Raw genomic sequence first — 13,384 nt, 5'->3', positions numbered from 1 at the left:
CTCAAATATTAAGACCCGGTGCCTTCCACATATGCTCTGTAATATTTTTATCAGCTAATTTTAACTGTTCGATATACACATTACGCCAAGTCTCATATAATTCTTGATACTTTTTATGATGTTCCATGTTAGGTTCATATACTCTTTCCCATTGGACCACTCGTTGAACAGCCTCGGAAATACTCTCAAATACGCCACTAGCTACTCCGGCATATAATGCTGTTCCTAAAGCAGCGGCTTCCTTAATTTCCGGAACTTTCACCTTAATTCCTAGCACATCCGCAAGAATTTGACTCCATAACTCTCCTTTAGAGGCTCCACCTGCAAAAATCACTTCTTTCGGAAAGTATCCAGTGAGTTCTTCAATTATTTTAAAATTCCCCAACGTCACCATTGCGGCATTTTCCTGCAGTGCTCTAAATAACACGTGTTTTCCGGATTTTTTTTGATCCAGACTCAAATTAATAAAGGAAGGTGCAGCGTGTCTCCAAGAAATAAAGTTCATAATATCAGAAAAAATCGGGATGACTCCATATGAACCTACAGGAACATCTTTTGCCTTCTCTTCCATTACTTCATAAAAATCTTTTCCCATTATATTTGCTTCCTCTATTTCTTTGTCACAAAAACTATCTCTAAACCAACGAGTTACAACACCTGGGAAAAAAGCAATTGTTTCAATTTGCCATAAGTTTGGAACTGCATGACAATTAATACGAACTCGACTGTTGGAATCAACAATAGGTACATCGATGTTTACTTCCTGCTGCCAAAAAGAGCCCCCAGAAACAACTGCCTGACCTTTTTCAATCGCACCAACGCCTACTGACGCTAGTTGAGCATCTCCTCCTCCTGCCACAACCAATGTTTCTTCACTTAACCCTGTTGTTTGTGCTACAGAAGAATTAATATTTCCAATTATCGTTCCTGCTTCATTTACATTCGTGAAGATTTTTTTATCGATATCGCAAAATAAGGATATGTCATGGGACCATTTTCTTGATATTAAATCAAACATTCCAGTTGTACATCCATTTGAAGGATCTATTTGAAGTACTCCAGAAAGCTTATATAAGATCCAATCATTTATCATCGTAATGGAACATACTTTCTCAAATATATCGGGTTTATGGTTTTTCAACCACAATAATCTCGGAACAGCGCCTAAAGCAAAAGTCTGGCCTGACAATTTGTATATGTCTCTTTCCAATTGACCATTTTTAAATTTTAGAGTGGCTACCTCTTGATCGGCACGAGCGTCTACATTCGCACATGCCCATAATTCTCGTCCGCTTTTATCGTATAGCACAAATCCTTCTCGCATACTGGTGGAACTAACAGCTTTTATTAATTTTGGATCAATCGCTGCTTTTGTTAACACTTCTGTAATGCACTGAACAATGACATTCCAGTTATTAATATAGTCAAAATCCATTGAACCTGGATAATTCGAATCTGAGAGATGGGTCCATTCTTGCTGTGCCACACAGACTTGTTCTCCGTTGTTGTTATACAAAACAGCCCTAACGCTACCGGTTCCCGCATCAAATGCTAGAAGAAAATCCACTACTTTTATTCCCCCTTTAACGTAATCAATTGAACTGCTGTTTCTTCATCTGTAATTAATGTTGAGATATATCCTCCTTTTAATGCTCCATAAATTGCTAGTACTTTTTCTTGTCCCCCAGCAACTGCAATGACATTCATCTCTTTTAATTTACTAAGATGAGTACCTATTAATCTTTTGTGTAATGGAATATCCAAAAGATTCCCATTTCGATCATAGAACTGTCCTAAGATATCCCCAACACCATTTAGATTTTTTATAGTTGTAACTTCATTAAGTGTCAGCTTATTTTCTTGGAAAATCGTAGCTTCTTGAGATAAACTACCAACTCCAACAATTGCATATTTTGATAGTAAGGCAAGTTCAAGAATTTCTTTAACAGACGGTTCAGTTAAAAACTGCTCAGCGATTTCTTCAGTTGAAGTGATAAATGGAGATGGAATAGCGTAAATAGGGCCATTAAATCCCTGATTAATTCCACTATTACGTTTTTGGATGTAATTATTAACACCTCCTGTTAATGTTACAACCGAAATATTTCTTGATGATTCGATGTTGAGATTGTTTAACGTATGTGAAACAGCTTCTCCCCAACCCATCCCCACAAGTTCATTATCCATAATCATATCTTGAAGCAATTGTGCGGCTGCTTTTGCTAACGTTAATCGAATTTCTTTTTTGTTTTTTGGTGTAGGAACAATTATTGCATCATCTAAATTATATTGTTCAATCAATGACTTCTTACATTCCAAGCAGTTTACTTCAATCCCCTTAATATGAAATTGAACAATATTTTCCATTCTTGCTTTTTCTAATAACCGGACAACTTTAACCCGATTTAATCCCATAATTTCGGCAATTTCTGTTTGTGTCAAATTCTCTTTGTAATAGTACCAAGCCACTTTAGTCGCTAATGAATCAATGTATACTTCTTGAGTTAACATCATGCACCTCCTTTTGAACATTTGATTTTTTTTATTACAAATGATTAATTTTAAAATTTATTCTATTTTTACACATTTGTTAATATGCATAAAAATAAGGATTTCCCCAAATATTTCTTTTGGTTATTTACTTATGTAAGTGTTTTCCAAAACATAAAATTAAATTAACCGAAACAAATGCATACACTAATGACAGAACAAAAGTAATTCGTTTTTATTAAATGTTCAATTTGTGAAAGGAGACGGATTCACTTGGGAAATGAGTGTTTATTAGAAATCAAAGATCTTCATAAACAATTTAACGGCAATCATGTTCTACTCGGCGTTAACTTTGCTTTGAAAAAAGGCGAAATTTACGCGATGGTCGGTGGAAATGGTGCTGGGAAATCAACATTAATGAAAATTATTACTGGTCTTTATAAGGCTGATAGTGGAGAAATGCTGATTAAGGGAAAAGCCGTACGCTTTTCCAATCCAAGTGATGCACATAAACACGGCATTTACTTAGTTCCTCAAGAACCTTTAATTTTTCCAAATATGACGATTGAAGAAAATATCACGATTGGGCTTAAAGGAAAATTAAAAGAACAAAGAACTAAAATATTACAGGTAATCGAAAGGGTTCGGTGGGATATTGACATTAACCAATTAGGGTTATCCTTATCCATTGCAGAACAACAACTGGTTGAAATATTACGTGGACTTGTCCGTGACGCTCAAATATTAATTTTGGACGAACCGACGTCCACATTGACGAACAATGAAATTAATTCTTTGTTTGATAATATAAAGCAACTTTCCGATAACGGCATTGGCATTATTTATATAACACATCGTTTCTCTGAAATCTTTATGTTGTCTCACTCAGTTGCAGTATTAAGAGATGGTAAGATTTCTGCCCAAGGTCCTATTTCAGAGTTTACCTATGAGCGTTTGTTGGATGGTTTAGTCCCCACAAATATGAAACTTAATTTACTTAAGGATAATAAACGAGATAGTTCCACTCTTAATGAGAACAAAAACAGATTTGTAGAACAAATCGGAAAACCAATCTTGAAAGTAGATTCTCTTTGCGGAAAGAAATTTCAACATATCTCATTTTCCGTTCATGAAGGGGAAGTATTGGGAATAGCAGGTGTTGTTGGTGCGGGTAGAACAGAAATAGCTGAAGCAATCTACGGGATCGAACCATACGAATCCGGCACAATTGAATTGAACGGAACAAAAATAAAAAGACTTTCCATAAAAAAAGTAATTAATCTTGGGATGGCTTATGTTCCAGAAGATCGTCATGCTCATGGAATTTTCAGAATTACATCCGTTCGAAAAAATATAACCTCAACACTATTAGATCGGCTACAAGGAATCTTTATTTCATCTAAAGAAGAAGACACAATCACCAAGAAGTATGTTGAAGATCTCAAAATAAAAACAGATGGAACTAAGCAAGAACTGAGCGATTTATCTGGTGGAAACCAGCAAAAAGTAGTACTTGCAAAATACTTAGCCACCGAGCCTAAAGTGATTATTTTGGATGAACCGACACGTGGTATTGACGCTAGTGCAAGAGCGGACATATATGGCATTATCAATCAGTTGAAAGAAAAAGGATTAGCTGTATTGCTAATTTCATCTGACTCAGAAGAAATTGTAGAACTAAGCGACCGAGTACTTGTGATACATGAGGGGTTAATTGAGAAAGAAATTAAGAAAGGACAAATTTCGGTCGACAGCATAACTTCAGCAGCATTTGGAATAAAAAAGGAGTTGCCCTCATGAAGTCAATACTGGCAAAAGCGATTCAAGTGAGAGAATTATCCATCATCATATTAATGGTCATTTACTTTCTTTTTGTTGGATCTATCAATAGCGAATTTACATCCACGGACACGATCGTTTTACTGTTAAATGGAAGTATTATTTTATTGATACTGGCTATAGGGCAGTCTTTCGTCCTTCTCACATCAAATATTGATGTTTCTGTCGGTTCGATTATGGGTTTATCAGCAGCAGTTTGCGGAACTCTTCTTACAAGTGGAGCAAATTTAGGTTTTGTTATATTTATCGTCATTTGCGTTGGTGCAGGTATCGGTCTAATTAATGGAATTGGAGTATCTTATTTGAAAATACCCGCGATCATTATGACTTTAGGAATGTTGGGAATTGTACGCGGCATTATGCTCCTATATACAAAAGGAATGTGGATTGAAGATATACCTAATTACTATAAAAAATTTGCGAGATTAGAAGTATTGAGTATCCCCCTACCCATTTGGATTGGTGCATTATTAATTTTTATTTCGTATCTCTTTTTGTCAAAAACAAAATTCGGTCGATACTTTTATGCAGTTGGTGATAATGCAGATGGTGCAGAATTAGTGGGTTTACCGGTAAACATTGTTAAAGTTCTTGCTTATATTCTATCTGGTATATCAGCATCTCTCGCCAGTCTAATCTATGTAATGAATATTGGTTTCGTTACGAACCAAACTGGTAGTGGTATTGAACTTCAAGTTATTGCGGCGGCTGTGTTAGGAGGAGTTAGTCTATCTGGTGGAATTGGGAGTGTCGTAGGAGCTGGACTAGGAGCCATTTTCTTCACGATCATCAATAGTTCTCTTGTCTATATGAAAATGCCAGCTTATTGGAATAGTGCTATTTCAGGTTTATTACTCCTATTAATCGTCGTGGGAGATTCACAGTTCCAAAAACGACTTAAAAAAGGTACACATAAAAACTTAAAGAATTTGAGTCAAAAGAAAATCACTTTGGAGGAAAGTAAACATGAAAAGCAAACTAAAGCGCTTACTTAAATGGGAGCTTTTCCTGTTTGTGTTTTTAATAGGGGAATTACTTTTTTTCAGCATACTTACTCCAGGTTTCTTAAATTTACAAAACTTATTATTCAGTATGAATGACTTTGCTTATATTGGACTCGCAGCCATTCCTATGACTTTTGTTATTATCACTGGTGGTATCGATGTTTCTGTAGGTTCAATCATGGGGTTGTCCTCAATTACGATTGGCGTTCTTTGGCTGGGGGGTCTCAATGTCTGGATAGCTCTCATCATCGCCATATTTATTTGTGCTTTAGCCGGTTTACTGAATGGTTTAATCGTAGCATTTACCGATGTACAGCCTCTCGTTGTTACATTAGGAACCATGTTTTTGTTCGCAGGAATCGCCCTTGTCATTTCAGGCGGCTCCAGTGCTACAGGATATGAAGGGATTAGTGGATTTCCAACCTCGTTCGTTCAAATCGCGAACGGAATAACATTTGGTCTTCCAAATTCAATGTGGTTAATGCTATTTATCTTACTGTTTTTTGGTGGTTTACTCCACCTTACTAAGTATGGACGCAATGTATATTTAGTCGGCATCAATAGTAAGGCTGCTAAATATAGTGGTATTGCAACCAAATGGATCGTATTAAGCACCTACATTTTAGCAGGTTTAGGAGGTGGTATAAGCGGTGCAATATTAACATCTTATTTCAGTTCTGCAAGATCTGATTTAGGTACGCAAGCCATTTTACCAGTCATTACGGCAGTCGTGCTTGGTGGAACTAGTATTTTAGGAGGACGGGGTACAGTTTTAGGTACAGCAATTGCAAGTATTGTCGTTGGAATGATGAATTACGGTCTTCAACTCTCGGGAATGCCAAGCGAACAAACAACTATTGTTGTTGGAGTAATGCTAATAGTAGCCGTCCTAATGAGACAAATAGACTTAAATTATATTAAACAGCTATTTTACAAAAAAAAGTGCAGAGAACAAAGGAATTAAAAATATAAAGGAGGAAAGCGTTTTATGAAAAGAAATAAATTGCTTTTGATGTTCATCACCGCAATAATGCTGGTCATTATGTCCGGTTGCTTTGGAAATGATGCAACTCCGAAGGAAAATGAAACCATCAAGAAAGAGGATGTTAAATTAGCCTTCATTCCAAAATTAACTGGTGTTGGTTTCTTTACATCTGGTGGTATTGGCGCCAAGGAAATGGCGGATTCTCTAGATGTACAACTAAAATACGACGGTCCTAGTGAAGCATCTGTTGCGGAGCAAGTAAAGTATATTAATAACTTTGTCAATCAAGGTTACAACGCACTAATGATCTCTTCGACTTCTGTCGATGGGTTGAATCAAGCTTTGGACCGTGCAAAAGAACGTGGTGTGAAAGTTATCACTTGGGATTCAGATGTAAATCCTGAGCACAGATCTTTTTATATTAACCAAGGAACTCCTGAGCAATTAGGGGAACTATTAGTGAATATGGGTGCGGATCAATTGAAAAAAGAAAAAGCGAAAGTTGCCTTTTTCTATTCAAGTCCGACTGTTACTGACCAAAATCAGTGGGTTGAAAAAGCGAAGGCTTATATTGCCGAAAAACACCCAGGTTGGGAAATCGTTACGACACAATTTGGTGAAAATGACGCACAAAAATCCCTTACAGTTGGCGAAGGTATCTTGAAAACATATCCTGATATTGATATCGTTTTTGCTCCGGATGCCACTGCATTACCTGCAATGGCACAAGCCGCAGAGAACCTAAGTATGGATGGAAAAGTCATTATCACTGGATTCTCCACTCCCAATGTCATGAGAGACTATGTCAAACGGGATACAGTTAAACAATTTGGCTTATGGGATGTTAAAAAGCAAGGCGCTATTGCTGCTTATACAGCTTACTTAATGACGGTTGAGGGGAAAGAATTAAAAGTAGGAGATACATTTGAAGTGCCTGGTATCGGAGAAGTTACAATTGAGCCGAACTCTATTCAAGGATACGAGTATACCGCTGCTGATAGTGGGATTATTTTATTACCTGAACGCGTTATATTTACGAAGGAAAATGTTGACGATTATGACTTCTAAGTAAACTTGTTCGTAAGAGTAGAAATTTTATTTAATTAAAATTTCTACTCTTATCTTGTTTCAATCCCCTTAAATCAAATTCTATGAAGGAGGAATTTTCATGGGTACACAAGGATTTACGATACCAGGAGAAAATGAAATCAGCAAGTTGGTCAATCGATCAAGATTATTAGGTAGCGATCCAAATCTCGTATTATATGGTGGGGGGAATACCTCCAGCAAGATTATTGAAACAGACCACTTGGGTAAAAAACATACAATTCTACGAATTAAAGGAAGCGGATGTGATCTAAAAAGTATTACCGAACAAGACTTTTCCGGTCTCTATCTGGAAGAATTACTTCCCTTATTAGATCGAGATGATATGTCTGATGAGGAAATGGTGGACTACCTTGCAAAGAGTATGGTAAGCGCTGCTGAACGTAGACCTTCAATTGAAACATTACTTCATGCTTTTATTGAAGCTCTACATATCGACCATGTTCACTCGGATGCAATTTGTACATTAACAAATCACGGGAATGCTGAAGAAGTCATTCATGAAGCTTTAGGAAATGACGTTGCCTTTGTCCCCTATTATCGCCCTGGATTCATGCTTTCAAAGATTGTCCAACAGTTTTCAGATAAATATGCGGTCGTTTTGGAGCATCATGGACTTGTCACTTGGGGTAATACTCATGAAGAATCTTATTTAAAAACGATCGAGTTAGAAAAGAAAGCTCAAGAGTATATAAAGAATCATAAAACAAAAAAAGATACGACTATTCATCTTAAGTTAAAAACTGATCAAATCGAGAAACTTCTACTTCGTTTGCGTGGTCAGCTCTCTCTGAACCAGAAACAAATTATTACGATAGATGAGGAACAATTGAATTTAGCAAACCGAAATGATGTTATACAAATCGCAACCGGTGGAAGATCAACACTGGAACACATTTTAAGAATTGGAAAAGACTCACTTGTTATTTCAGAGGTCGACGATTGTAAAGAAACCATCCAATCCTTTCAAGAGGCGTATAAAAAATACTTTAATAAGTACCTGGAAAGACTCCCAAAAGGGTTTGATATGCATGGAAATATCAATCCAAAGGTGGGTCTAATTCCTGGCCTTGGGTGTTTTGGAGCGGGAATCTCTTTAAAAGAAGCCCAAAGAAATACAGAGATTGCAAAGCACTCTCACGAAGGTGCTGCAAATGTTCTCGACATGTTTAACTCTAGTAGAAACCTTACAGAAGAACAGGCATTCGATATCGACTATTGGCCACTAGAATTATACAAGTTAAGTCTTTCATCCCCTGTTCCAAATTTAGCTGGCTATATCTTGTTCTTTATTGGCGTAAGTGACCAGCAAGAAGAATCAGTGTTAGAGAAAGTGTTAGAAAAAGGTGCCCATGCAATTGTGTTAGCCAATTACACTGAAAGCCTTGGCATTATTCGTGACACATATCGTACTCAACTATTACTAGTCGATCATAATGACAGCATTGAACAATCCATTCAAAAAGCAATCCTGCAATATGGTGGATTAGACGGAGTGATCATGGGAAACAACTCTACTCTATCTAGTAATCAACTAAATAAGTTAAATGAAATATTCGAAATCCAAGAACTTACCGGTTTCGTTATTAAAACAAATGCTAGCAACTTGAATGTTTCTGATGACCTTAAGTTGACTTCTACTTGCATTATGAATGTTTGGTCAGATCAAACCGCATTAAAAGGGATTCTTTCTATCTTGGGCAATTAAGATCTCCCCATACGAAAGTTCTAATGGTCCTGCATAGCAATTGAGTCTTTTGGCTCTGAAATTCGCAATAACAATGGCGATCTAGCTAATCAAACTCTGGGAGGAGTATCAATGAATCTTCTTCTATAAGAATGTGTTCACTATTTGACGCTTACCACCATCCTCATTTAACCGTCAATCTCTGGACAGGCAAGGAATTCAGCAACGTTACATTATGAAACAGCATTAACAGGTTATAAAATGAAAAAATTTTTTACACACCCGATTAAAATCGCAGAAATAGTAAATGCCTTTCTGACAAAAAGTCGGAAAGGCATTTTCTTTGAAAAGAAACAATGTGTTCATTATTTGACGCTAACCATTAAGAAGAAGCGGCAGATGCAATGTCGACCACTTTTTGATTTCGTATATAGCCACTATCAAAGTGCCACCCATTGAGAATTTGTAGGCAATATTTGCATGTTCACAGAAAGAAAGAGCATAAACATGATAAACATCAAAATTGTTCACTAAAAATCTTCTCTGGAATTATCGTAGGTGACACCACTTAAAATATGACAATTTACAAGAATGAGTTTTTATTCAGAAGCTCTTTTAACAAACGCTTTGCTTACAACTTTAAGGGGAAATCATATACATTCGTCGTTAATAATCTGAATTGTTTTTTAAACAGTAACCCGATTTATCAAATGATTGGTAATCAATCTCCAAGTATACTGTCAATTAAACTCTCAGTTATTGTTTCACTGAAGCTTGGAGTTTCATATCCTTCAACATAGGTATCCTCTTGATTCAAATTATTTGCAGTATCTTGGTCGGGGTCAGAACGTTTATAACCTTCGACTCCCCCTCTTCTATATCCTTCTACATATGTACCGTCACTTCTATAGTATCCATTCACATCATGGGGGTCCACATGATGGATATTATAGTCAGATGAATCAGAATCTGAATAGTCTTCAAAATAGTTGTTTCATTCCCTGGACTATAAGGTTCCTGTATTTCATTTTCAGATTGAAAAATAGAATACTTTTTATATCCATCATCTTTAATCATATTTTCATAGAAACCATAAATACAAGCGTAAATTATTAATGACCACCATGAAATGATAATTACTATAGGAATGTATCTCTTAATAAAAAATAAGAACACAATGATTAATATAACGATTATTATTTTGTCTAATAGTTCATTTCCTGTTGTCATAGTGGTAATCCCCTCTTAAAAAACCAAGTGCCCAAAAATCAACTGCTTCTTGTTAGTATCACACTTTTCCTCTTGCATAATCGTATACAATTCGCAACGTTTTGCTGTTCTTCAGCAATTAGTGTGTGTAAGCGTAAATTGACTTTACGGATATCCCAGAATATTTGTTCCGAGTGTTTCGTTGTTGCCATATCATTTAAACCATGTAAATATTTTTTTAGAATTCTTTCTCGTTTCTCATCTGCCCTCCCAGTAAGAATCTATTCATTATGTTTTTTTGTAATGTCCTGCCACTCGTATAGAATCTCTAAACTTATATAATGAGATTACTCACGGCTTTCTGCCACATCTTTGATTGGTGTACCACCATCAATAAGATTTTTCATCATCTCAATATCCTTTAATCCGTATTTGCCTGGACGACCGCCACGTCGTCCCCTGGCTCTTGCTGCCATTCGCCCGGCAGCTGAACGTTCTTGAATAAGATTTCGTTCGAACTCAGCAAACGCAGCAAAGAGATGAAACATAAGTTGACCAGTAGCGTTACTACGATTCATAGTTACATTCTATTGAAGACTGTGAAAACCAATATTTTGATCATTCGTACTTTAACATGTACCTGATTTGTTATTTTGGTTTTATATAGCCAGCTTTACCGGCATGTCACTGAAGAAGACAAGAAACTGGACCTCCTGCTCAGTGACGATGCGTGGTTATAACTCATATCAAGAGGATGGTACATTATGTTTGGGTGGCACCTTTTCCCTTTTTCGACCCTACATTTTTATGAATATTGATCCTTTTACTTTAATTGTTTACTTATAAATCATAGTCTTTTTTAAAAAATCATATTATAAGATGTTCAAAAGTATGAGGAAGGGTAGAGTGATTAAATTGCCAGATTTATATGTATTAATCGGAGAACAAAATACTCGTAAATCGTCAACCATAAGGGCATTAAGTGGATTTCGAGATCGGAGCGGGGGAGGTCTTGCACGACCACATTATATTACTTTTAGCAATGGTCAACAAGAGGCATTTTATATAGAACCAACGTCGTTACAAGAAAAGAAAATTCCTTCAATAAATGTAATAAATGAAGCAAATAACTATGATAATGTCCTACTTGCTCTTAGAGAAAAGTCTATTAATAATTATCCAGACTACTACGAGTATCTTGATGATTTTATTACCGCCGGTTGGAGAATCGTAGGTCTATTAGTACTTGGAACTAACACTTTGCAAAGAGGATTGCCATCAACAATAAGCAACGTTCTTTACGAACCTAATTCAAAAAATAAGTCGAGTAACGCATTGGCCGCTCAACTTCGAAACTCTTGGCAATGGTTATAAAATGATTTACTTTTCAACTATCTCCGAACAGTAGACGCGGTTTTGAGCATACTTTAAACTGAAATCCCTAGAAGCCCCTTCCAAGCCCCTTCCAAGCCCCTTCCAATCTAATTCAGCAGCAGATTGGAGAGGCATCTTTAGGTATTATTTGCATGTGCACAGATTGAAAAAGCAGAAATATGATATACTTCCTAAAAAAACTTCTCTGGAATTGTCGTGGGTGGCACCACTTAAATTATGAAAATTTACAAGAATGAGGATTTATACAGTTGCTCTTTTAAGAGATAGCTTGCCTACAGCTTTCAGGAAAAAACATATGCAATTGTCGTTTATAATCTGAATAGTTTTTTACACAGGGACCTGATCAAATAAATCAACAAACCAACAAAAAAAGCCGACGAAGATATCCGTCAGCTTTCTAATTTCAACTCTTCAAAGTTCCCTCTGATTCTACTATCAATTTTCAATTCTCTAGACATTCTCGCTTGATTTAACTTATTACTATGCATTTCAATTTTATTGATAATCTTGATTCTAAGGTCAGGGCAGAGTGCCCCATTTAACAACGCTTTTTGATAACATAAACATCCTCTGTGCCACAACATTACCACATGCATCATCCCCATTCCCCTAACCCATCATATGCCTCTTTATTCCTATACAATGTAAATATCATATCATCCAATGGAACAAATTATGGAATTATTATGTGGTTATATAGAATCGTTTTTATAGTTTTAAAGTTTGTATTTTGTTTTAGGAAATACGACTAAACAACCTATTCCAAGTGTTGACAAACAATCAAAATGATACTTGAGTCCTATCCTCCCTTGATCGATGCCGTACCTTTGCGTTTTCAACTAGGAAGGGTTGCTTATACTAAAAAGAAGCTAAGCGACGTAGTCACTTAACTCCTTTCAATGATTTATTTTTACGCTTCTACTAACCTTTATAGATAATATACTTCTCCGATCAAATACATTTGGTCTTAAAAACAAAAATGAGTAGATTCATTCCTACTCATTTCCCACTTATCCTAATAAACTTTTTTGTTTCTGTTTGTTTTGGAATTCAATATATCGTTTAAGTGTGAGGCGATAATGAGAGTCTTCTGGATACTCCCTATCAACAGCTGCTGTCAAAGAAGGAGTAACCTCTGTTTCTCCATTATATAAACCTTTGTTAAGGATTCCGTTCCACCGACTAATATAATCTTTTACGGATTTGTCTCCCAAATGATAATTTATTCTTAGAAAATCCCCAAATTCCATACCATATTCCTCCCTCACTATTATTTTCTAATATATCTATTCCCTACCATCTGCTTCTTTTCCTTTTCAAAGGGAGCAGAAAAATCATTAATGAAGAACTTTACTGTGCAGTATCAGTCAACTACGTAATACAAGAGTTAATCTGGACCGTTTGCAGAAGACTGATCTTATTGGAAGTCAATCAATTTTTTATAACATTTTGATGCTCAAAACTATGGTTTTATATCTTTTATCACCAGATAGATTGCAGTGGTAAACAGTCTGTCATTCGGTGGTAAAAACTATGTCAGAGGTGGTACATTTCAATGGCCATAATCAATACCCGCACGCATATAGGGACGGTTCAAGTACCACGCGACGATTAATGCAACCATTTTACACTGAAAAAACGCGGCCGAATATGCTACTTCGGCCGCGT

At 36.1% G+C, this 13,384-nt stretch carries 11 protein-coding genes and 1 pseudogene; 6 read left to right on the top strand and 6 right to left on the bottom strand.

All coding sequences use genetic code 11. The features are described from left to right. Nucleotide 1: 1 nt before the first annotated feature. Both lsrK and ACQKEV_RS03795 read right to left on the bottom strand, forming a co-directional pair. Nucleotides 2–1,567 carry an autoinducer-2 kinase gene (gene lsrK, locus ACQKEV_RS03800; RefSeq protein WP_427443511.1) on the bottom strand — a complete coding sequence of 522 codons (1,566 nt, stop codon included), beginning with the start codon at nucleotides 1,565–1,567 and terminating at the stop codon, nucleotides 2–4. A 5-nt stretch (nucleotides 1,568–1,572) separates the two neighbouring features. Continuing rightward, complete coding sequence (locus ACQKEV_RS03795; protein WP_427443509.1) at nucleotides 1,573–2,511, bottom strand: sugar-binding transcriptional regulator; 939 nt, start codon at nucleotides 2,509–2,511, stop codon at nucleotides 1,573–1,575. Nucleotides 2,512–2,763: 252 nt separating this feature from the next. On the opposite strand from ACQKEV_RS03795, the gene ACQKEV_RS03790 reads away from it, so the two are divergent. The 5 genes from ACQKEV_RS03790 (at nucleotide 2,764) to ACQKEV_RS03770 (ending at nucleotide 9,133) form a co-directional block, all read left to right on the top strand. Continuing rightward, nucleotides 2,764–4,290 (top strand): sugar ABC transporter ATP-binding protein, encoded by a 1,527-nt coding sequence (locus tag ACQKEV_RS03790; protein WP_427443507.1) that lies wholly within the window; start codon nucleotides 2,764–2,766, stop codon nucleotides 4,288–4,290. A gap of 8 nt (nucleotides 4,291–4,298) precedes the next feature. Continuing rightward, on the top strand, nucleotides 4,299–5,324 hold the full coding sequence (locus ACQKEV_RS03785) for an ABC transporter permease (RefSeq protein ID WP_427444819.1): 1,026 nt from the start codon (nucleotides 4,299–4,301) through the stop codon (nucleotides 5,322–5,324). After that, complete coding sequence (locus ACQKEV_RS03780) at nucleotides 5,296–6,297, top strand: ABC transporter permease (RefSeq protein WP_427443505.1); 1,002 nt, start codon at nucleotides 5,296–5,298, stop codon at nucleotides 6,295–6,297. The genes ACQKEV_RS03785 and ACQKEV_RS03780 overlap by 29 nt, the downstream gene beginning before the upstream one ends. 24 nt (nucleotides 6,298–6,321) lie before the next feature. Further along, a complete protein-coding gene (gene lsrB / locus ACQKEV_RS03775) occupies nucleotides 6,322–7,386 on the top strand; it encodes an autoinducer 2 ABC transporter substrate-binding protein LsrB (protein ID WP_427443503.1) in 1,065 nt (354 codons plus the stop codon). A gap of 100 nt (nucleotides 7,387–7,486) precedes the next feature. After that, complete coding sequence (locus tag ACQKEV_RS03770; protein ID WP_427443501.1) at nucleotides 7,487–9,133, top strand: class II aldolase/adducin family protein; 1,647 nt, start codon at nucleotides 7,487–7,489, stop codon at nucleotides 9,131–9,133. A gap of 700 nt (nucleotides 9,134–9,833) precedes the next feature. Here ACQKEV_RS03770 and ACQKEV_RS03765 read toward each other — a convergent pair. The 3 genes and pseudogenes from ACQKEV_RS03765 to ACQKEV_RS03755 form a co-directional block, all read right to left on the bottom strand. Then, a complete protein-coding gene (locus tag ACQKEV_RS03765) occupies nucleotides 9,834–10,034 on the bottom strand; it encodes a hypothetical protein (protein ID WP_427443499.1) in 201 nt (66 codons plus the stop codon). After that, on the bottom strand, nucleotides 10,031–10,342 hold the full coding sequence (locus ACQKEV_RS03760; RefSeq protein ID WP_427443497.1) for a hypothetical protein: 312 nt from the start codon (nucleotides 10,340–10,342) through the stop codon (nucleotides 10,031–10,033). The genes ACQKEV_RS03765 and ACQKEV_RS03760 overlap by 4 nt, the downstream gene beginning before the upstream one ends. Before the next feature lie 326 nt (nucleotides 10,343–10,668). Next, nucleotides 10,669–10,944: pseudogene (locus tag ACQKEV_RS03755) on the bottom strand (recombinase family protein); the annotation flags it as partial. Between the two features lie 268 nt (nucleotides 10,945–11,212). Between ACQKEV_RS03755 and ACQKEV_RS03750 the strand changes: the two are divergent. Then, nucleotides 11,213–11,695 (top strand): hypothetical protein, encoded by a 483-nt coding sequence (locus ACQKEV_RS03750; protein WP_427443496.1) that lies wholly within the window; start codon nucleotides 11,213–11,215, stop codon nucleotides 11,693–11,695. 1,031 nt (nucleotides 11,696–12,726) lie between these two features. Here the strand turns inward: ACQKEV_RS03750 and ACQKEV_RS03745 are convergent. Then, nucleotides 12,727–12,966, bottom strand: coding sequence for a hypothetical protein (locus tag ACQKEV_RS03745; protein WP_427443494.1), 240 nt, complete (start codon nucleotides 12,964–12,966; stop codon nucleotides 12,727–12,729). Nucleotides 12,967–13,384 lie beyond the last annotated feature (418 nt).

Source organism: Paenisporosarcina sp. NPDC076907 (assembly GCF_050269735.1).
In the GTDB taxonomy this organism is placed as follows: Bacteria; Bacillota; Bacilli; order Bacillales_A; family Planococcaceae; genus Paenisporosarcina.
Note: the sequence above shows the minus strand (reverse complement) of the source record. Positions and strands in the feature narration are given on the sequence as shown.

Bases quoted from the DNA above. Each gene is read 5' to 3' on its own strand.
- ACQKEV_RS03795 (WP_427443509.1), bottom strand. From the start codon at position 2,511: ATGTTAACTCAAGAAGTATACATTGATTCATTAGCGACTAAAGTGGCT.
- ACQKEV_RS03780 (WP_427443505.1), top strand. From the start codon at position 5,296: ATGAAAAGCAAACTAAAGCGCTTACTTAAATGGGAGCTTTTCCTGTTT.
- lsrB (WP_427443503.1), top strand. From the start codon at position 6,322: ATGAAAAGAAATAAATTGCTTTTGATGTTCATCACCGCAATAATGCTG.
- ACQKEV_RS03770 (WP_427443501.1), top strand. From the start codon at position 7,487: ATGGGTACACAAGGATTTACGATACCAGGAGAAAATGAAATCAGCAAG.
- ACQKEV_RS03760 (WP_427443497.1), bottom strand. From the start codon at position 10,342: ATGACAACAGGAAATGAACTATTAGACAAAATAATAATCGTTATATTA.
- ACQKEV_RS03750 (WP_427443496.1), top strand. From the start codon at position 11,213: ATGAGGAAGGGTAGAGTGATTAAATTGCCAGATTTATATGTATTAATC.
- ACQKEV_RS03745 (WP_427443494.1), bottom strand. From the start codon at position 12,966: ATGGAATTTGGGGATTTTCTAAGAATAAATTATCATTTGGGAGACAAA.